Genomic DNA, 19929 nt, shown 5'->3' with positions numbered 1-19929 from the left:
ATGGAAGTCGATCTGCCCGATGTCGTTGCGGAGGTCACCGCGCAGTTCCAGCGTTATGAACAGGCGCTGGTGACGAACGATGTCGCCGTGCTCGACGAACTGTTCCGCAACGATCCGCGCACCCTGCGCTACGGCATTACGGAAAACCTGTATGGCTATGACGAGATCTCGAGCTTTCGCGCCGCCCGCTCGCCGGCCGGCCTGATGCGCCGAACAGCAGGCACCGTGATCTCCACCTATGGCCGCGACAGCGCGGTCGCTTCGACCTTGTTCTACCGCGACAGCGCACCCGGCCGCGTTGGCCGCCAGATGCAGACCTGGATCCGTTTTCCGGAAGGGTGGAGAATCGTCGCGGCCCATGTCAGCATCATCGACGAACCGAAGGGCGCCCCGGCATGAGCCTCGACGATGTATCGACTCGGTCGCGCCAGCGGTTGATCCGGGAGCCGGAGCTCCAGCGCGTCGATCGCGCCCTCCCAAGCGTTGTCAAGATCACCCGCGCCGAAGAGCTGCGGCTGCAGCTCGCCGACGAGATCGTGCGCGGGGTGCTCGCGCCCGGTGCGCCTCTCGACGAGACCGAGATTGCCAAGCGCTTCAACGTGTCGCGCACGCCGGTGCGGGAAGCGCTGCGTCAGCTCGCAGCCTCCGGCCTGGTGGAGGCCCGCGCCCATCGCGGCGCGGTGGTGGCGCGGCCGGGCGTCGAACGCCTGAGCGGGATGTTCGAGGCGATGGCCGAGCTGGAAGGTCTCTGCGCCGGTCTTGCGGCGCAGCGCATGACCCCGGTGGAGCGGCAGCGGCTGGAGCTCATTCACGACGAGTTGCGGACGCTCAGTCACGCCGGGAATCCCGAGCGATTCCACGAGGTGAACGAGCGGTTCCACAGCGCGATCTATGCCGGCGCGCACAATGCCTATATCGCCGAGATCACCTTGGCGACGCGGGTGCGGGTGCAGCCGTTCCGGCGCGCCCAGTTCCGCAATCTCGGACGGCTGGCGAAATCGCATGCCGAGCACGACCGCGTGGTGGTCGGGATCCTGCGCGGCGACAAGGCCGGTGCGGCGAACGCCATGCGCGCGCATATCGAGCTCGTCCGCGGCGAATACGAAATCTACGCGGTCTCCGTCTAGTCTTTGCATCCTGATGTGAGCAGCGAGGAACCTCCATCGCGGGCGGTCGTTTTCTCTGTTCAGTCCTGATCAGAGGAGACGTGTCCATGGCTACAGCTTCGGAGAAGGATCCTCGTCACCACACCCAGCGGATGAAGCAGCGCCTGCAAGAGACGGTGACGCATCTGCGCGAGGATATCGGCAAGGTCGACGAGCCGCAGCTCAAGGCGATGTTCGAGACCTCGGCGGAAGTGCTGAATGGCCTGATCAAGGCCTTCGACGATTACGGCAAGAAGAACGAGTCGGCCTGGCGCAAATCGGCCTGATGGGACGTAACATGGTCCTGCTCACGCCAACTGATCTCGTCGCCGAAATCGACAAGCGGCGTTTCCTGAAGGCCGCCTCGACCGCAGCCGTCGCAGGTGGTCTTGTGCTCTCGCCCGTGGCCGCCTTTACCGCCAAAGAGGCAAAGAGCGAAAAAGAGCCGGAGGTCACGCCGCCGGAGGACCTGATGCGCGAGCATGGCGTGCTCGACCGCGTGCTGCTCATCTATGAGGCGGCGGTGCGCAAGTTCTCGGCCAATGAGGATTTCGATCCGGCCGTGATCACCAATGCGGCGGGAATCGTCCGCGACTTCATCGAGAACTATCATGAGCACTCGGAAGAGCAGGCCGTCTTTCCGCGATTCAAGCAGGCCCGCAAGCTCGTCCCGCTCGTCGATACGCTGTTGGCGCAACACGAGGCCGGCCGGCGGGTGACTGCGAAGATTTTGCAGGCGGCGTCAGGGAGCCGGAAGGCGGGCGACGACCGGCGTCAGGTCGTCGACGGCATTCATGCCTTCATCGCCATGTATCGGCCGCACGCGGCGCGCGAGGACACCGATCTGTTTCCGCTGCTGCGCAAGATCGTCTCGCCGCATGAATATGACGCGATGGCGGAGGATTTCGAGAAGAAGGAACAGCAGATGTTCGGCGGCGACGGCTTTGAAATGATGGTGCAGCGCGTCGCTTCGCTCGAGCAGCAGATCGGCATCGCCGATCTCAATCAGTTCACGCCGCGCTGATGTCTATGCCGCGCTCTGCGCCAGATACGCCCGCCAGCCGCCGAAAGAGGAGATGTCGCGGGCGCCGTGGGTCGCGGCGGACTCGACAATGAAGCCTTTGACATTGCGCTGGTCGGCGAGGCGGATCGTGCCGATCGACAGCGGCTCCGGCACGGCTGCGACGAACCGGCCGAAGCTCGCCGCCGACAGCGCCCACAGTTCGACGTCGACCGACACGCCCTCGCCGGGTTCGATGCGCAGCATGCCGGGCTTGGGCGGGATGGTCGCAAGCGCATAGAGCCGATAGTCCGGCGCGGTCTTGGTCGTTTCCAGCAGGCGCCCGCCGAGCGAGGTCAACTCGTTGTTCAGCGCCATTCCCGACAGGTGGGCGCCGACCACGGCGATCGTGATTTCGTCGCCAAGCGGCGCCGATGACAGCGGTGCGAGCGGCGGCAGTGGCACGGCATTGGCTCCGGCCGGAAGCCTGGTATCGGCATGGAAGGCGCGGCCGATGCTCGCGAGCTTTGCGTCGTGACCGGCTGGCGCGAGCAGGGTGACGCCGAATGGAATGCCGTCGTTGCGCATCGCCGCGGGCAGCGCCAATCCGCAGAGGTCGAGCAGGTTGACGAAGTTGGTGTAAGTGCCGAGCCGGCTGTTGAGCTCGACCGGATTGGCCAGCACTTCGGCCGTGGTGTAGGTGGTCGGAGCGGTCGGCAACACCATCGCGTCGATCTCGGCAAAGGTGCGTGCGGCCACCTTGCGCAATGTCTGCAGTCGATACAGCGCAGCGAAGGTATCGGCGGCACTCGGGCGTGCACCGGCGATGGTGATCTCACGTGTGACCGGATGGATTGCATCCGGATCCGACGCCAGGAGATCGCGGATCACGAGATAGCGCTCGGCGACCCACGGCCCTTCATAGAGCAGCCGCGCCGTCTCATAAAACGGCTCGAGATCGAATTCGACCAGGTCGGCGCCAAGTTTGGCGAACCGCGCAGTCGCCTCGCCATAGGCGGCTTCTGCGGCCTTGTCGCCGAAGAAGATCAGTTGCCCTGCACGCGGCACGCCGAGCCGCACGCCGGACGGGAAGGGCGCGAGCGCCTGCAGCGGCCGGTCGCGCGAGAACGGATCGAGCGGATCGGGGGCTGCCATGACGCCGAGCGCAGTCGCGGCGTCATCCACGGTCAGCGAGAACAGCGAGATGCAGTCGAGCGTGCGGCAGGCCGGCACCAGTCCTGTCGTCGAGATCATGCCGAGGCTCGGCTTGAGGCCGACGATGTTGTTGAGCATCGCCGGCACGCGGCCCGAGCCGGCGGTGTCGGTGCCGAGCGAGAGCGGCACCAGTCCCGCCGCCACCGCAACCGCCGAGCCCGAGCTCGATCCCCCCGGCACGAGGTCACTGCGCACGGCATTCTTGGGAATGCCGTAAGGCGAGCGGACGCCGACCAGGCCGGTCGCGAACTGATCGAGATTGGTTTTGCCGATGATGATGGCTCCGGCGGCGCGCAACCGTGCCACCGCGGTCGCATCGCGCGCCGGCGTGTAGGCGAAGGCTGGGCAGCCGGCAGTGGTCGGCATGCCCGCGACGTCGATATTGTCTTTCACCGCGACCGGCACGCCATAGAGCGGCAGGCTTGCCGCATCCTTGTCGCCGAGGCGCTCGGCCTCGGCGATGGCCTCCTGCTCGTCACGCAGGCTGATGAATATGGCGGGATCGCCATGGGCACGGATGCGCGCGAAGCTGCGTGCCACCGTAGCTGCAGGTGACGTCAGCTCCTGCCGATGCGCGGCGACGATCTCGGCAACGGTCTCGATCACGAACGGCCCCGATCGTTGGAGATACCTGACGTCAGCCGTTGCATTCGCGTGCGCTCCCACAGTCCAGATGTCCTCCGACTGTAGCAAGGCACGTGCCATTGTGTACATCGGCGCAAATCGGCTGCATCGATGCTTATTGTTTTGATTTCAATCGTTTGGTTGGCAGTTGGGGGCGGCTGCCGGGGCCGGATACAGATCCTTGTCTGCCAAATTGCTCAATTTATGAGCAGATACTAGTCCATCACCTTGCTGGATCCTTGCGTGATCAGGCGCGCCGCGCGCTGGTCACGGGCGTGGATCCAGAGCCAGCTGAGCGCCACCGCGAGCCGGTTGCGCAACCCGATCAGGAAATAGATGTGCGCGATGCCCCAGATCCACCAGGCGATGGCGCCGCGCAGTTTGATCCAGCCGAAATCGATCACCGCAAGCCGCTTGCCGATCTGGGCCAGGCTGCCGGAATGGCTGTAGCGGAATGGCGGCAAGCTGCGGCCTTGGAGCCGCGCCTTGATGACTTCGGCCACATAGCGGCCCTCCTGCTTGGCCGCCGGCGCGATGCCCGGTACCGGCTGCCCATTCCAGGCGGGGATGGTGACGGTATCGCCGATGGCGAAGATCTCGGGATGACCGGGCACGGTCAGGTCGGGGGCGACCTGCAGCCGGCCGGCGCGATCGGCCGGTGCGCCCAGCCATTCGGCCGCGCGTGAGGCGCGCACGCCGGCGGCCCAGATGATGGTCTTGGCCTCCAATTGCTTGCCGCCATAGACCACGCCGTCCGCATTACAGTCGGTCACCGGCTGTCCGAGCACCACGTCAACGCCGATGCTTTCGAGCGATTTGAGCGCATAGGCCGAGAGATCGTCGGGAAAGCCTGCCAGCACGCGCGGGCCGGCTTCGATCAGCACCACCCGCGCTTTTTGCGTATCGATGTTGCGGAAGTCCGGCGGCAGCGTGGCGCGCGCCATATCGGCGATAGTGCCGGCGAGCTCCACGCCGGTAGGACCGGCGCCGATGATGACGAAGGTCATCAAGGCCGCGCGTTTGGCGGCATCGGTCTCGCGCTCCGCGCGCTCGAATGCGACCAGGATGCGCCGCCGCAGGGTGGTGGCGTCTTCGAGCGTCTTCAGGCCCGGCGCGAACGGCTCCCACTCGTCGTGACCGAAATAGGCGTGGCGCGCGCCGGTGGCGAGCACCAGGCTGTCATAAGCCACCTCCGTGCCGTCCTCCAGCAGCACTCGGCGATTCGTGGCATCGATGCCGGTGACCGTTGCGAACAAGGTGGTGACTTCAGGGCGGTGGCGCACCAGATAGCGGATCGGCCAGGCGATCTCGGATGTCGAGAGCGAAGCCGTCGCGACCTGATAGAGCAGCGGCTGAAACAGGTGATGGTTGCGACGATCGATCAGCGTGATGCGCACGGGCGCGCCGGCCAGGCGATAGGTCGTTTCCAGGCCGCCGAAGCCGGCCCCGACAATGACGACATGATGAAGGTTGCGCGGTTCGGTCGTCATGAGGCTGTTCATCGCTGATGCGCTCCCAGCTTTAAGTACATGTCCGTGCGGCTGCTTCAAGCCCGTCGGCGCTATCGTACGATAGCAGGAATCTATCGCGTTGGTATGAGGCGCAATGCGGGCAACACCGTGCCAATCCCATTCGCGCCGCTGGCGCGGCCGTTGCGGTGCGATAGCGCGAATTTGTGGTTGCCAAGGCAACTATATTCTGGATATGCTGTTGAGAACAGCAGGGGCGTGCGACCAATGCGCGCCTGCAGAGGGATGGAAGCGAGATGCAGGGTTCGGCCAACGCGGGCGAAGTCGCCGACGGACGTCGTGCTGGAGCGCAGCGCGATCGCCCGGTGAGCCGCGCGGCGATGGACCTCCTAGGAGTTGGCCGCTTCCGTGACCGCGTCGAGATTGTCGTGGATGGTGCGGAGCAGCCGGATCAGCGTTTCCTGCTCTTGCCTGTCGAGGCAGGACAGCAGCCGACGTTCGCGCTCCAACGCTGCCACGATGACTTTGTCGTGGGTGGCTCGTCCTTTGGCGGTCAGCGAGATCGAGTGGCTGCGGCCATCGACAGGATCGGAGCGGATGGCGATCAGCCCGCGCTTTTTCATCGCTGCAAGCGTGCGGCTGACCGGTCCCTTGTCAAAGCCGATCACGCTGCAGATGCGCGAGGCCGGAATGCCGGGCTCGATCGCCAGCAGCGACATGATGCGCCATTCCGTGACGTTGACGCCGAAATTGCGCTGATAGAACGCGGTCGCGCTGTTCGACAGTTTGTTGGCGATGAAGGTGATGAAGGCGGGCACGTAGCGGTCGAGATCAAGCGTGAGGTCATGGCCAGGGGGCTGGCCGCCCGTCGTCTCCATCTGCGGCTTTGTTGCACGCGATTTGCGGGCTTGGTCGCTCATGATCTCCATCACCGCTCGTCCATTTCAGTCATAGAGACAGCAAAAGCCGCATGACAAGGCCAAACTTCGGGAGGACTGCATGAACCAGACGGATGTCTCCGCGCCGGCCGCTCGCCCCGCCGTGCCACCAGCCGATATTCCCCACCTCGACATCGATCCGTTCTCGATCGCCTTTTTTGATGATCCTTATCCGGCGCATGACCAAATGCGCCAGGCCGGACCCGTCGTTTATCTCGATCGCTGGAATGTCTATGGCGTTGCCCGCTATGCCGAGGTCTATGAGGTGCTGAATGATCCCCAAACCTTCTGCTCCAGCCGCGGCGTGGGGTTGAGCGATTTTGCCAAGGAGAAGCCGTGGCGGCCGCCGAGTCTCATTCTGGAAGCCGATCCGCCGGCCCATACGCGTACCCGGGCGGTGTTGAGCAGGGTGCTGTCGCCCGCGGTGATGAAGCGCCTGCGCGACGGCTTCTTGGCGGCGGCCGAAGCCAAGATTGACGAGCTGCTGGCACGTCGGCGCTTCGATGCCGTCACTGATCTCGCCGAAGCCTATCCGCTGTCGGTGTTTCCGGATGCGCTGGGCCTCAAGCCCGATGGCCGCGAGCATCTGATCCCCTATGCGAGTCTGGTATTCAATGCGTTCGGTCCGCCCAACGAGCTCCGGCAGCAGGCGATCGAGCGCTCGGCACCGCATCAAACTTATGTCACCGCGCAGTGCCAGCGCGACAATCTTGCGCCGGGCGGCTTCGGCGCCTGCATCCACGCCTTCGCCGATAGCGGTGACATTACGCCGGCGGAAGCGCCGCTTCTGGTGCGCTCGTTGCTGTCGGCCGGACTGGACACGACGGTGTATGGCATCGGCGCGGCGGTCTACTGCCTGGCCCGTTTCCCGGAGGAATGGCGACGGCTGCGCCAGGATCCGTCGCTGGCCCGAAATGCATTCGAGGAAGCCGTGCGTTTCGAAAGCCCGGTGCAGACTTTCTTCCGCACCACCACCCGCGAGGTCGAGATCGCCGGCGCCAGCATCGGCGAAGGCGAGAAGGTGCTGATGTTCCTGGGCTCGGCCAACCGCGATCCGCGGCGCTGGGAGCAGCCCGACAGATATGACATCACGCGCAAGGTGTCCGGCCATGTCGGATTCGGTGCGGGCATCCATATGTGCGTCGGCCAGCTCGTGGCCCGACTCGAAGGAGAGGCGGTGCTGACGGCGCTCGCGCACAAGGTGGATTCGATCTCCATCGATGGTGCGGTGAAGCGCCGCTACAACAACACACTGCGTGGGCTGGAAAGCCTGCCGGTGAGCATCACTCCAGCCTGAGCGAGACCATGACGAGGATCACCTTCATTCATCCGGACAATCGCAGCGAGCAAGTCGATGCCGAGGACGGCGCCAGCATCATGCTGGCGGCGCTGACCCATGGCGTCGACGGCATCGTTGCCGAGTGCGGCGGCAACGCCGTGTGTGCGACCTGCCATGTGTACGTCGATGACGCCTGGCTTCCGAAGCTTGATGCGGTGAGCGACGACGAGGATGCGCTGCTCGACGGCACTGCATCGGAACGGCTGCCGAATAGCCGCCTGGCGTGCCAGATCAAGGTGTCGCCCGCGCTGGAGGGGCTCGTGCTGCGCCTGCCGGAACGGCAGAGCTGACGTTCGATCGGCCGGGGCGCAGAGCCCGGCCGCAACAACAAGCAAATCAAAACGGGGGAGGGATATATGAAGCAGTTGAACTACGCGCTCGCACTTGCCGTGCTGGGCTTGGCCTGTGCGCCGGCTCGCGCGGAAATCTCTGACAATGTCGTCCGCATCGGGGTGTTGAACGATATCTCCGGCATTTTCCAGGACACCAATGGCATGGGCTCGGTCGAGGCCGCGCGCATGGCAGCGGAAGATTTCAACGGCGGCGGCAAGGGCATCAAGGTCGAGATCGTCTATGCCGACCATCAGAACAAGGCCGATGTCGGCTCGGCGATCGTGCGCAAATGGCTCGATGTCGACAAGGTCGACGCCGTGGTCGATGTCCCGAATTCGGCCGTGGGCCTGACGGTCAATGAGCTGCTGCGCAACAGCCGGATGACCTTTCTGGCTTCGTCGACGGCCAGCTCGGATCTCGCTGGCAAGGCCTGCTCGCCGAATACGATCCAATGGGTCAACGATGCCTGGGCCACCGGCAACACCACGGCAGCCGCGATGATGGGGCGCGGCGGCAAGGATTGGTACTTCATCACCGTGAACTATGCGCTGGGCCAGGGCATCGAGGCCGAGGCCACCAACTACATCGACAAGCATGGCGGCAAGGTGCTGGGCTCTGCCAAGCATCCGCTCGGGACCTCCGATTTCGCCTCGTTCCTGCTGCAGGCGCAGAGCTCGAGAGCCAAGGTGATCGGGCTCGCCAATGCCGGCGGCGATACCATCAACGTGGTGAAGCAGGCCGCGGAGTTCGGCATCCAGCAGGGTGGCCAGTCGCTGGTCGCCTTCCTGCTCTTCATCAACGATATCCACGGCATGGGGCTGAAGGCCGCGCAGGGGTTGCAACTCCTGGAGGCGTTCTATTGGGACATGGACGACGATACGCGTGCGTTCGCAAAGCGTTTTGCCGCCCGTCCGGGCATGAACGGCAAGATGCCGAGCGGTAACCAGGCCGGCGTCTACGCCTCGACCCTGGCCTATCTGAATGCCGTTGCGGCGACCGGCAGCGACGATGCCAAGGATGCCGTGCCGCAGATGAAGACGTTCAAAGGCAAAGACAAGCTGTTCGGCGAGGTCACCATCCGGCAGGACGGCCGCGTGATCCATCCAATGTATCTGTTCGAAGTGAAGCAGCCGGAGGAGTCGAAATACCCTTACGACTACTATCGCCTGGTTGCGACCATTCCCGCCGACCAGGCGTTCCGGCCGCTCGCCGACGGCGGTTGTTCGCTGGTGAAGTGAGTGCGGCCATCTGAGGTGGCAAGCGAGAGGCCGGCCGTATGTGATGCGGTCGGCCTTCGGCTTTCACCATCATTGTCCCGCCGGCAGTATAGTTCTTGCCATCGGGCATTTTGGCGAACTATGGTGCATGAAGCCTGAGAAGCCCGGAGGCGCGCTGCGGCGAAACGCCGCCGGCACGTCATTGGCCGGTGCTAGATTCGGCCGATGGTACATAGAGAATAAAGACAAGAGCAGCAGGGGGAGGGAACATGAAAGCAACAGTCTGGCTGGCCGGCGCAGCGGCGTTGTGCCTGGCGCAATCCGCGCTTGCGGCCGACAGCATCAAGATTGGCTTCGTTTCCACATTCAGCGGTCCGACCGCCGTGATCGGTAACGACATGCGCAACTCGTTCGAGCTCGCGCTCGATCATCTCGGCCGCAAGATGGCCGGCAAGCCGGTCGAGGTGATCTATGAGGACGACCAGCAGAAGCCTGATATCGGCAAGCAGAAGACCGAGAAGCTGGTGCAGTCCGATAAGGTCGATTTCATCGTCGGCTATATCTGGTCGAACGTGCTGCTGGCCTCGCTGAAGACAGCTGTGGACTCGAAGACCTTCCTGATCTCGGCCAATGCCGGGCCATCGCAGCTGGCCGGCGAATTGTGTTCGCCTTACGTGTTCTCAACCTCCTGGCAGAATGACCAGACGCCCGCAGCGATGGGCCTCTATATGAACCAGAAGGGCGTGAAGTCGGTCTTCCTGATCGGCCCGAACTACGCCGCCGGCAAGGACATGCTGGCCGGCGTGAAGAGCACCTTCAAGGGGCAGGTGGTCGGCGAGGAATATACGGTGTGGCCGAGCCAGCTCGATTTCTCCGCCGAGCTGTCCAAGGCGCGCAACTCCAACGCCGAAGCGATCTTCGTATTCTATCCGGGCGCGGCGGGCGTGCAGTTCCTCAATCAGTACGCGCAGGCCGGATTGAAGGAGAAGATGCCGCTCTATACCGCCTTCACCATCGACGAGCTGTCGCTGCCCTTGCAGAAGGACAACGCGATCGGCGTGCCCGGCGCCCAGGAATGGGTCAACGATCTGCCGAACGAACAGAACAAGAAATTCGTTGAGGACTACCGCAAGAAATATACTGGACTGCGCCCGACCTATTATGGCGCCCAGGCCTATGATGCGGCGCAGCTGATCAACAGCGCGGTGGTTGCGGTCAAGGGCGACACGTCGCAGAAGGATGCGATGAAGGCGGAGATGGAGAAGGCCGACTTCAAGTCGCTCCGCGGCTCCTTCAAATATGGCAACAACCACGTCCCGATCCAGAATTTCTATCTTCAGGACGTGGTCAAGGAGGCCAACGGCCAGCTCTCGCTGAAGACGGTCACCACCATCGTCAAGGACGACCAGGATCGCTTCCACGACAAGTGCCCGATGAAATAGGCCGAAGGAAAACGGCCTGGAATTTGCTTGAAGCTTAAAGCATCGGCGGCCTAAGATCGGCCGGCTGGATTGGCGGCAGCGCCATACGGGTTCTGCCGCCATATTTGTTGAACGTGAAGTGAGGGCATGCTTCTCGTCGTCGAACAATTCCTGAATGGGCTGCAGTTCGGGCTGCTGCTCTTCCTGTTGGCCGCCGGATTGACACTGGTGTTCGGCATCATGGACCTCGTCAATCTCGCCCATGGCTCGCTCTATATGATGGGAGCCTATTTCGCGGCGACGTTCGTGGCCTGGACCGGCAGCTTCGTCCTCGGCGCGCTGCTGGCGCTGGCTGCGACCCTGTTGCTCGGCATCGTGCTCGAATTGGCGGCACTGCGCCATCTCTATGGCCGCGACCATCTCGACCATGTGCTCGCGACCTTCGGCCTGATCCTGTTCTTCAACGAGGCGGTTCGGCTGATCTGGGGGCCCGCGGGCCTCGCGTTGCCGCTGCCGTCCTGGCTGGCGTTTCCGGTCACGATCATGCCGGGCATCCAATACCCCGCCTATCGGCTTGCGATCATCGTCGTCGCGCTGGCCGTGGCACTGCTGCTCTATCTCGGCGTGATGCGCACGCGGATCGGCATGCTGATCCGCGCCGGCGCCTCCAACCGGGAGATGATCGGCGCGCTCGGCATCAACATCAAGCTGCTCTATACGCTGGTGTTCGGCCTGGGCGCGGCGCTTGCTGGCCTCGCCGGGCTGATGCAGGCGCCGATCCTCACCGTGCAGATCGGCATGGGCGAGAACATCCTGATCCTCGCTTTCGTCGTGATCGTGATCGGCGGTATCGGTTCGATCCGCGGCGCCTTCATCGCCGCGATCCTGATCGGCCTGATCGACACATTGGGGCGAGCTTTCCTGCCCAACCTGCTCCGGCTGATCCTGAGCTCAGCCTCGGCCTCGACCGCAGCCCCCGCAATGTCCTCGATGCTGATCTATCTCCTGATGGCGATCGTGCTGGTGGCGCGGCCCGAGGGTCTGTTTCCGGCCAACCGCAGATGAAGTCCTCGCCCAACGTCCAGACCATCGTCGCTGCCGCGCTCGTCGCCGGCCTGGTGCTGCTGCCGGTCTATTCGAGCTTGACCGGCAACGTCTTCCTGCTGACCCTGTTCACCCGCATCGTCATCCTCGCGCTCGCCGCGGTCAGCCTGAACCTGATCATGGGCTATGGCGGCATGATGAGCTTCGGTCACGCCGCCTATCTCGGCATCGGCGGCTATGCGGTCGGCATCCTGGCACAGGAGGGCATCGGCTCCGGCTATGTGCAGTTCGGGGTCGCGCTCGCCGCGTCCGCGATCTTCGCGCTGGTGATCGGTGCATTGAGCCTGCGCACCCGCGGCGTCTATTTCATTATGATCACGCTGGCCTTCGCGCAGATGGCCTATTACGTCGCCTCGGGCCTCGCCCGCTATGGCGGCGATGACGGGCTCACCATCTACAAGCGCAGCGATTTCGGCGGACTCGTCAATCTCAACTACCGTATCGAATTCTATTATCTCTGCCTCGTCTGCCTGCTGGGCGTCGTGTTTCTGATCTGGCGGATCGTCAATTCGCGCTTTGGTCTGGTGGTGCAGGGCTTGCGCTCCAATGAGCAGCGCATGCAGGCGATCGGCTTTGCGTCCAAGCGCTACAAGCTCGTCTGCTTCGTCATTGCCGGCACCTTGTGCGGGCTTGCCGGCGCGCTGCTTGCCAACAACACCGATTTCGTCAGCCCCGCCGTGATGTATTGGACCCGCTCCGGCGATCTCATGGTGATGGTGATCCTCGGCGGCATGGGCACCTTGTTCGGCCCGGTGATGGGCGCGGTGGTCTATCTGGTGCTGGAAGAGCTGTTGTCGCAGCTCACCGAATATTGGGCGCTGATCATGGGGCCACTGCTGCTGCTCGTGGTGCTGTTCGGTCGCGGTGGCATCATGGGCCTGCTCGGGAGATTGAACCGTGGCTGAACCATTGCTGCGCGTCGACAATCTGGTGCGCCGCTTCGGCGGCATCGTCGCGACCGATCATGTCTGCCTCGATGTCGCCAAGGGTGAAATCCACGCCATCATCGGTCCGAACGGCGCCGGCAAGACCACGCTGATCAGCCAGTTGACCGGCCATCTCGCCCCGCATGCCGGCCACATCCATCTCGCCGGCCGCGATATCTCCCGGCTTCCTGCTTATCGCCGCAGCGCGCTTGGGCTGGCGCGCTCGTTCCAGATCACGTCGCTGTTGCCGGACTTCACCGCCGCGGACAACGTCGCGCTGGCGGCGCAGGCGCATGACGGTCACTCCTTCCGCTTCTTCGGCAATGCGCGCAAGGAGCCGCAGCTCCGCGCCGCGGCGCATGCGGCGCTGGAGCGCGTCGGTCTTGCACATCGCGCGGATGTGCCGGTCTCCCGGCTCAGCCATGGCGAACAGCGCGAGCTGGAGCTCGCCGTCGCGCTCGCCACCAGGCCGCAGCTGCTGCTGCTCGACGAGCCGATGGCCGGCCTCGGCGTCACCGAATCCGCGCGTATGGTGAAGCTGCTAATGGAGCTTCGCCGCGAAGTGTCGATCGTGCTGGTCGAGCACGACATGGAGGCTGTGTTCGCGCTGGCCGACCGCATCTCGGTCCTGGTCTATGGCCGCATCATCGCCTCCGGCACGCCGGATGAGATCCGCAAGAACGAAGAGGTCAAGCGCGCCTATCTCGGCGACCAGCATGTGGTGGTGAAACATGGCTGACGCCCTGCTCGAGGTCGAGGGCATCGAGACTTGCTATGGTCTCAGCCAGGTGCTGTTCGGCCTGTCGCTGTCGATCCGCCCGGGCGAGATGATGTCGCTGATGGGCCGCAACGGCATGGGCAAGACCACCACCATCCGTTCCATCATGGGGCTGACGCCGGCTCGCGCCGGGTCGATCCGTTTCGCGGGCCAGGAGACGCGCAAGCTGCCGTCCTACCGGATTGCGCAGCTTGGCATCGGTCTGGTCCCGGAGGGGCGGCAGATCTTCCCCAATCTCACCGTCACGGAAAACCTGGTCGCGGCGTCATCCAACCGCCTCGGCAATCCCGATCCCTGGACGCTGGAGAAAATCCACGCGCTATTCCCGCGCCTTGCCGAGCGCGGCAGCAACATGGGCAACCAGCTCTCCGGCGGCGAGCAACAGATGCTCGCCATCGGCCGTGCGCTGATGACCAACCCGAAGCTCCTGATCCTCGACGAAGCGACCGAAGGGCTCGCACCCTTGATCCGCGAGGAGATCTGGAACTGCCTCTCGATGCTGAAGGCAAAAGGGCAGTCGATCCTGGTCATCGACAAGAATGTCGAGCACCTCACCCGCATCTGCGACCGCCACACGATCATCGAGCGCGGTCGCACGGTCTGGAGCGGCACGTCGGATCAGCTGATGGCTGAGCCCGACCTGCAGCATCGCTACCTCGGAATTTGACCGCGCGGCTCGGATCTCCCAGCTCAGGCCGCTCAAAATCCGTTCTCGTTGATGCGTTTTTGGGCAGGCGATACGGAGAGTTGGCCTGAATCGCCAGCGTTTTCCTCTGGCATGACGATTGCTCCTTTCACGATCAGAGTTGGCAGCTAGGGTTCCGGTTCTCGTAGAGAATGCTGGTCCGAGAGCAGCCGCCAGGGGAGAGCCCTGGTGCACGGCGGGACAAAAACCCGGGAGACCTCAGTGGCCGCGCTTGGCAGGCTCGAGGTTCTTCATGCCAGTCCGCGGGTCCACCAAAAACCGTGAGGGACTGGATATGGGAAAAGCGCGAAATCTGTTTGTTGCCTTGATCGCTGCCTCCACGCTGGCGACTGCATCGCTGTCGCCCGCGTTCGCCGAGAAGAAGAAAGAGTTCAATATCGCCTGGACGATCTATGTCGGCTGGATGCCCTGGCCCTATGCCGCCGAAGCCGGCATCGTCAAGAAATGGGCCGACAAATACGGCATCTCGATCAAGGTCACGCAGATCAACGATTACGTCGAATCGATCAACCAATACACCGCCGGCAAGTTCGACGGCGTCACCGTCACCAACATGGATGCCCTGACCATTCCAGCCGCCGGCGGCGTCGACACGTCGGCCATCATCATGGGCGACTATTCCAACGGCAATGACGGCGTGGTGCTGAAGAAGGGCAAGACGCTGGCCGACATCAAGGGCCAGAAGGTCAATCTGGTCGAACTGTCCGTCTCGCATTATCTGCTCGCGCGCGGGCTGGGCACCGTCAAGCTGAGCGAGAAGGACATCAAGACCGTCAACACCTCCGACGCTGACATCGTGGCGGCGGCGAAGTCGCCCGACACCACCGCGGTCGTGACCTGGAATCCTCAGCTTCTGGAGGTGAAGTCCGAGCCCGGCGCGACGTTGGTGTTCGACTCCAGCAAGATCCCCGGCGAGATCGAGGACCTCCTGGTCGTCAACAGCGCGACGCTCAAGGACAATCCGGAGCTCGGCAAGGCGCTGGTCGGCATCTGGTACGACACCATCGCCCTGATGAAGGACCAAAGCGAAAAAGGCCGCGCGGCGCGCGAGGCGATGGCGAAGCTGTCCGGCACCGATCTGGCCGGCTTCGAGACCCAGCTCAAGACCACCTTCATGTACTACACGCCGAAAGATGCGCTCGCCTTCATGACCGGACCCGAACTACCCAAGACCATGGACCTCGTGCGTACCTTCTGCTTCGACCACAACCTGCTTGGCGAGAATGTGAAGTCGAAGGACGCAGTCGGCATCTCGACGCCTTCCAAGGCGCTGGGCTCGACGTCCAATGTCAAGCTGCGTTTCGACCCGACCTTCATGAAGCTCGCTGCCGACGGCAAGCTGTAGGCCCGATATTGGAGGGCAGGCGAGCCGCGTTCGCGGTGCGCTCCCTCTCCCCGCTTGCGGGGAGAGGGTCGGGGTGAGGGGGAGCCTCGACAAGGCCGCTGCAGGTGGGTCGCGGAGACCCTCCCTCACCCGGATCCGACCTCTTCCCGCAAGCGGGGCGAGGTTTAGCCGAGCTCGCAGAAACCCCTGTGAGCTTTCCTAACAGGCCGGGCGTTAGCAATCATCTCCGAGGGAGGCTGCCATTCCACGCGCAATGAACATCGTCCCCGGACGTGGCAGCCGGCTGTTGCTCGCACTGCTGCCGTTCCTGCTGATCGCGCTGATCTACGTGATCGGCTCGGCCGAGCGCCGCGCCGCCAATCCCGACGACAAGCTGCTGCCGCCGGTCGCCGAGATGGTCGCGACGTCGAAGCGTCTCGCCATCGAGCCCGATCGCCGCTCCGGCGACTATGTCCTGTGGGCCGACACGGCGGCGAGCCTGCAGCGGTTGGCGCTCGGGCTCGGCATCTCCGCCGTCATCGGCCTGGTGCTGGGACTGGCGATCGGGCTTCTGCCCGTCGCTGGCGCGGGTTTCGGCACGCTGGTGGCGGTGCTCTCGATGATCCCGCCGATGGCGGTGCTGCCGATCCTGTTCATCGTGTTCGGGCTCGGCGAGTTGTCCAAGGTGGTTCTGATCATCATCGGCGTCACGCCGATGCTGGTGCGCGATCTCTCGCTGGAAGTGCAGGCCATGCCGCACGAGCAGCTGATCAAGGCGCAGACCCTCGGCGGTTCGACCTGGCAGATCGCGATCCGCGTGGTGCTGCCGCAGATCATGCCGCGGCTGATCAAATGCCTGCGGTTGATGATCGGCCCGGCCTTCCTGTTCCTGATTTCGGCCGAAGCGATCGCATCCGATGTCGGGCTCGGCTATCGCATCTTCCTGGTGCGTCGTTATCTGTCGATGGATGTGATCCTGCCCTATGTCGCCTGGATCACCCTGCTTGCCTATCTGTTCGATCTTGCGCTGGTCTGGATCGGCCAGCGTGCGTTTCCCTGGGCCTACGAGCAGGAGGCGCGCCGATGAGCGCCCTCTCGTTCCGCAACGTCTGGGTCGAATATGGCGATCAGGTCGTGCTCGAGCGCATCAATCTCGAGATCGCTTCCGGCGCGTTCATGTCGATCGTCGGCCCTTCCGGCGCCGGCAAGAGCACCTTGCTGCGCCTGATCCTCGGCCAGGAGAAGCCGACGCAAGGCGCGGTGCTGCTCGACGGCAAGCCGTTTCCGGCCGAGCCCGGTCCGGATCGCGGCATCGTGTTCCAGCGCTACTCGGTGTTTCCGCATCTCACGGTGCTCGGCAACGTCCTGCTCGGCTACGAATTCGCAAACAGCCCGTTCGCCGCACGGCTGTTCGGCGCATCGCGCCGTGGGGCGATCGAGAAGAGCCTCGCCCTGATCGAGGCGGTCGGCCTCGGTCCGCATCGCGACAAATATCCGAGCGCGCTGTCCGGCGGCATGCAGCAGCGGCTGGCGATCGCGCAGGCACTGGCCAAACAGCCGCGCGTGCTGCTGCTCGACGAGCCGTTCGGCGCGCTCGATCCCGGCACCCGCGCGCAGATGCATGCGCTGATCAAGCCGCTGTGGCGCGACCTGAAGATGACCATCGTCATGGTCACGCACGACATCAAGGAGGCCTTCGGGCTCGCCACCCGGCTGATCGCGCTCGACCGCGTCAGGCACGACCCGCAGGCGCCCGAGCGCTTCGGCGCGCGTATCACCTACGACCTCGACCTCACCCGCGACAGCGCTGTGCCCGTGCTCGGCTTCATCCGCGCCGTCGTGCAGGCAGCTCAGTAACAGCTTCAACAACGAAGAAACGAAGGAGACCTCCGATGTCATTCCCGTCCATGCGCCGGTCGCGCCGCGCCGGACTGTCGTCCCAGTACAAAGCCGTGCGCCGGCATCATCCGGATTTCGACAAGATGGCCACGCAAGGTTGGCAGGCGCTGGAGGCCGAAGGCAAGCTGCCCCACGGCGGCTGGCGCAAGGAGCGTCAATGGGCGCTCGACATGGGCCTGCCCGGCGCCGACAGCCTGACCGATCGCGACATCCCGACCTTCGCGCGTGGCGAGCTGCCGCACTTCGCCGGGATCAATACCTTCATGAAGGCGCCCTATGTCGAGAACGTGCGCGACGTCGGCAAGTACGATGCGGCCGTGATCGGCATTCCGTTTGATTCAGGCACCACCTATCGCCCTGGCACGCGCTTCGGGCCGCAGGGCATCCGCCGCATCTCCGCGCTCTACACACCCTACAACTATGAGCTCGGCGTCGACCTGCGCGAGCAGATGACCTTGTGCGATGCCGGCGACGTCTTCACCATTCCGGCCAATCTGGAAAAGAGTTTCGACCAGATCAGCCGCGGCGTGGCGCATGTCTTCTCGTCCGGAGCGCTGCCGATCATGCTGGGCGGCGATCACTCGATCGGCTTTCCGTGCGTGCGCGGCATTGCCGAGTGCACCGACAAGAGGATCGGCATCATCCATTTCGATCGCCACATCGACATCCAAGAGAAGGATCTCGACGAGCGCATGCACACCACGCCCTGGTACTGGGCGACCAACCTGCCGAACGTCTCGCCCACCAATCTGGTGCAGCTCGGCATCGGCGGCTGGCAGGTGCCGCGCGAGGGCGTCGAAGTCGCGCGCAAGCGCAACACCAACGTGCTGACCATCGCCGACATCGAGAAGATCGGCCTGGAGAAGACCGCGGAGATCGCGCTGGAGCTGGCGTGGAAGGATGCGGACGCGGTCTACATCTCGTTCGATGTCGATTCCATCGATTGTGGCTTCGTGCCGGGCACCGGCTGGCCGGAGCCGGGCGGCTTCCTGCCGCGCGAGGCGCTGAAGATCCTGGGGCTCGTCGCTGCCGAAGGGCTGTGCGGACTTGAGGTGGTGGAAGTCTCGCCGCCTTACGACACCTCCGACATCACCGCGCTGATCGGCGTCCGTGTTGTCGTCGAGGCGCTCGGCTCGATGGTGGCACACGGCAAGCTCGGCAGCCACAAGTCCATCATCAACAAGCCGGTTGCCTATTGAGGACTGTCATGCGCCAACATCACCACGGCCACCATCATCATCACGATCATGATCATCACCATGGCCATGATCACCATCACGAGCATCCGCCACATGGGCCAGGCCACAATCATCCGCATGGCGGACGCGGGCCGGTGCAGTGGCAGAGGCCGCATCAGCCCGAGGGTGCGACGGTTGCCGCGGCGCCCGAGGCGGATCTCGACAAGGTGGAGGCTGCCTTCGTCGATGGGTTCATCGCAGCGCCGGATCCGACCAGCTTTCTCCGGCTTGCGCGCATCCCTTTCGAGATCATGCGAGACGGGACAAGCATGAAGCTGCTGCGCGTCGAGATCGATGCCCTGACCGATGTCGGCAGCCTGACGCCGCATCTCGGTGGCGGCACGTTCCGCTACGATCCGTTGCCGTCGAACTTCATTTCGCGGCGGCGTCGGCTGCGCTTCGTCTATTTCGACGGGCAGGGGCTGACGGCGATGAGCTATGCAGAGCTCAGGGAGGCCGATACGCGGGATCGATGATCCGCTGTACCGTCGGATGTGGCGTCAGACCATTGTCCCGGCCGGTGAGGCAGCTTGCGTTGCGCCGCGAAGCGCGACCATCGATGCCGCGGCGGCCCCGAGCCCCAAGACGTGCAGGTCGAGCTGCGGGCAATCGGCTGCATCGATGCTAAATCGTAGACGGCGAGATCGCGGCAAGCACTCGCGCGGCGCGATCGTAGCAAGATCGTCATGCCGTCGACGGTCAAAGGATGGCAAAAAATTGTCATCGAGGGTTGTTACCAGCGTCAGAATTGACGGGCCAATCCGCTTGGTTAAGATCGCGCTGGTATTCGGTCCTCAAGGGATGATAAGTCGCAGTCGGACATGCGCTGGTTTCGGGACAATATCGGGCGGGGATCGTGGCTGGCGCTGATTGCGCTGGTCATCAACCTGTCGCTGTCCTTCGGCCACATTCATTCCTTCGACGGCAAGGCCGTCAGTGCCGGACCGATCGGCAAGCTCCTCTCTGCAGCTGCGCATGACGACGGTGGTACGCCCGCCCACCCCGACGATGACGATGCAGACACGCTGTGCCCGATCTGCATGGCGAGCTCCGACATCGCGGTGGGCTTGGTATCGTCGCCACCGGCGCTGGCGGTTGATTTCGCCGTCAGCGCGATCGGTCCCCCGGTTGCCCGGAATTTTGCCCGCATCGAGCGGCCGCGCGTCGCTTTCCAATCGCGTGGACCTCCTCTGACCTGACATCGACGCTTGCCTCGGCAGGTGCGCGCGTTGGCTGCGTCGGTCTGATCGGCC

General features: G+C 64.0%; 21 protein-coding genes and 1 riboswitch. Of the genes, 18 read left to right on the top strand and 3 right to left on the bottom strand.

The annotated features are described in order from the left end of the window. The 4 genes from hpxZ (at position 1) to QX034_RS10045 (ending at position 2169) form a co-directional block, all read left to right on the top strand. Positions 1-399, top strand: coding sequence for an oxalurate catabolism protein HpxZ (gene hpxZ / locus QX034_RS10060; protein WP_315702718.1), 399 nt, complete (start codon positions 1-3; stop codon positions 397-399). Then, a complete protein-coding gene (locus tag QX034_RS10055) occupies positions 396-1127 on the top strand; it encodes a GntR family transcriptional regulator (RefSeq protein ID WP_315702719.1) in 732 nt (243 codons plus the stop codon). The genes hpxZ and QX034_RS10055 overlap by 4 nt, the downstream gene beginning before the upstream one ends. A gap of 86 nt (positions 1128-1213) precedes the next feature. Then, positions 1214-1432: a hypothetical protein gene (locus QX034_RS10050; protein ID WP_315702720.1), complete on the top strand. Its 219-nt coding sequence runs from the start codon at positions 1214-1216 to the stop codon at positions 1430-1432. Positions 1433-1443: 11 nt separating this feature from the next. Beyond that, positions 1444-2169, top strand: a complete 726-nt coding sequence (locus QX034_RS10045; RefSeq protein ID WP_315702721.1) for a hemerythrin domain-containing protein — start codon at positions 1444-1446, stop codon at positions 2167-2169. A 3-nt stretch (positions 2170-2172) separates the two neighbouring features. Here QX034_RS10045 and atzF read toward each other — a convergent pair whose 3' ends face one another. The 3 genes from atzF to QX034_RS10030 all read right to left on the bottom strand — a co-directional run bounded on the left by atzF (position 2173) and on the right by QX034_RS10030 (position 6331). Then, positions 2173-3966, bottom strand: a complete 1794-nt coding sequence (gene atzF, locus QX034_RS10040; RefSeq protein ID WP_315702722.1) for an allophanate hydrolase — start codon at positions 3964-3966, stop codon at positions 2173-2175. A gap of 233 nt (positions 3967-4199) precedes the next feature. Further along, positions 4200-5474: an NAD(P)/FAD-dependent oxidoreductase gene (locus QX034_RS10035; protein WP_315702723.1), complete on the bottom strand. Its 1275-nt coding sequence runs from the start codon at positions 5472-5474 to the stop codon at positions 4200-4202. 368 nt (positions 5475-5842) lie between these two features. Next, positions 5843-6331 (bottom strand): MarR family winged helix-turn-helix transcriptional regulator, encoded by a 489-nt coding sequence (locus QX034_RS10030; protein WP_315703172.1) that lies wholly within the window; start codon positions 6329-6331, stop codon positions 5843-5845. 121 nt (positions 6332-6452) lie between these two features. On the opposite strand from QX034_RS10030, the gene QX034_RS10025 reads away from it, so the two are divergent. The 14 genes from QX034_RS10025 to QX034_RS09960 all read left to right on the top strand — a co-directional run bounded on the left by QX034_RS10025 (position 6453) and on the right by QX034_RS09960 (position 19875). After that, positions 6453-7688 (top strand): cytochrome P450, encoded by a 1236-nt coding sequence (locus tag QX034_RS10025; RefSeq protein ID WP_315702724.1) that lies wholly within the window; start codon positions 6453-6455, stop codon positions 7686-7688. Between the two features lie 8 nt (positions 7689-7696). Next, positions 7697-8020 carry a 2Fe-2S iron-sulfur cluster-binding protein gene (locus QX034_RS10020; RefSeq protein ID WP_315702725.1) on the top strand — a complete coding sequence of 108 codons (324 nt, stop codon included), beginning with the start codon at positions 7697-7699 and terminating at the stop codon, positions 8018-8020. Between the two features lie 66 nt (positions 8021-8086). Further along, positions 8087-9301 carry an ABC transporter substrate-binding protein gene (locus QX034_RS10015; RefSeq protein ID WP_315702726.1) on the top strand — a complete coding sequence of 405 codons (1215 nt, stop codon included), beginning with the start codon at positions 8087-8089 and terminating at the stop codon, positions 9299-9301. 248 nt (positions 9302-9549) lie between these two features. Next, positions 9550-10722, top strand: coding sequence for an ABC transporter substrate-binding protein (locus QX034_RS10010; protein WP_315702727.1), 1173 nt, complete (start codon positions 9550-9552; stop codon positions 10720-10722). Positions 10723-10848: 126 nt separating this feature from the next. Next, on the top strand, positions 10849-11766 hold the full coding sequence (locus tag QX034_RS10005; RefSeq protein WP_315702728.1) for a branched-chain amino acid ABC transporter permease: 918 nt from the start codon (positions 10849-10851) through the stop codon (positions 11764-11766). Further along, a complete protein-coding gene (locus QX034_RS10000) occupies positions 11763-12710 on the top strand; it encodes a branched-chain amino acid ABC transporter permease (RefSeq protein WP_315702729.1) in 948 nt (315 codons plus the stop codon). The genes QX034_RS10005 and QX034_RS10000 overlap by 4 nt, the downstream gene beginning before the upstream one ends. Next, positions 12703-13470, top strand: coding sequence for an ABC transporter ATP-binding protein (locus QX034_RS09995; protein WP_315702730.1), 768 nt, complete (start codon positions 12703-12705; stop codon positions 13468-13470). The genes QX034_RS10000 and QX034_RS09995 overlap by 8 nt, the downstream gene beginning before the upstream one ends. Continuing rightward, positions 13463-14176 (top strand): ABC transporter ATP-binding protein, encoded by a 714-nt coding sequence (locus tag QX034_RS09990; RefSeq protein WP_315702731.1) that lies wholly within the window; start codon positions 13463-13465, stop codon positions 14174-14176. Before QX034_RS09995 ends, QX034_RS09990 begins: the two co-directional genes overlap by 8 nt. Positions 14177-14311: 135 nt before the next feature. Then, a riboswitch (guanidine-I (ykkC/yxkD leader) is annotated at positions 14312-14412 on the top strand. 77 nt (positions 14413-14489) lie between these two features. After that, positions 14490-15560, top strand: a complete 1071-nt coding sequence (locus QX034_RS09985) for a putative urea ABC transporter substrate-binding protein (RefSeq protein ID WP_315744238.1) — start codon at positions 14490-14492, stop codon at positions 15558-15560. 241 nt (positions 15561-15801) lie between these two features. Then, on the top strand, positions 15802-16626 hold the full coding sequence (locus QX034_RS09980) for an ABC transporter permease (RefSeq protein WP_315703173.1): 825 nt from the start codon (positions 15802-15804) through the stop codon (positions 16624-16626). Further along, complete coding sequence (locus tag QX034_RS09975) at positions 16623-17396, top strand: ABC transporter ATP-binding protein (protein ID WP_315702733.1); 774 nt, start codon at positions 16623-16625, stop codon at positions 17394-17396. The genes QX034_RS09980 and QX034_RS09975 overlap by 4 nt, the downstream gene beginning before the upstream one ends. Positions 17397-17431: 35 nt before the next feature. Continuing rightward, on the top strand, positions 17432-18637 hold the full coding sequence (locus QX034_RS09970; RefSeq protein ID WP_315702734.1) for an agmatinase family protein: 1206 nt from the start codon (positions 17432-17434) through the stop codon (positions 18635-18637). 134 nt (positions 18638-18771) lie between these two features. Continuing rightward, positions 18772-19152, top strand: a complete 381-nt coding sequence (locus QX034_RS09965) for a hypothetical protein (RefSeq protein ID WP_315703174.1) — start codon at positions 18772-18774, stop codon at positions 19150-19152. Between the two features lie 345 nt (positions 19153-19497). Next, complete coding sequence (locus QX034_RS09960) at positions 19498-19875, top strand: DUF2946 family protein (RefSeq protein ID WP_315768940.1); 378 nt, start codon at positions 19498-19500, stop codon at positions 19873-19875. Positions 19876-19929: the final 54 nt, after the last annotated feature.

The organism is Bradyrhizobium sp. SZCCHNR3119 (genome assembly GCF_032487775.1).
In the GTDB taxonomy this organism is placed as follows: domain Bacteria; phylum Pseudomonadota; class Alphaproteobacteria; order Rhizobiales; family Xanthobacteraceae; genus Bradyrhizobium.
Note: the sequence above shows the minus strand (reverse complement) of the source record. Positions and strands in the feature narration are given on the sequence as shown.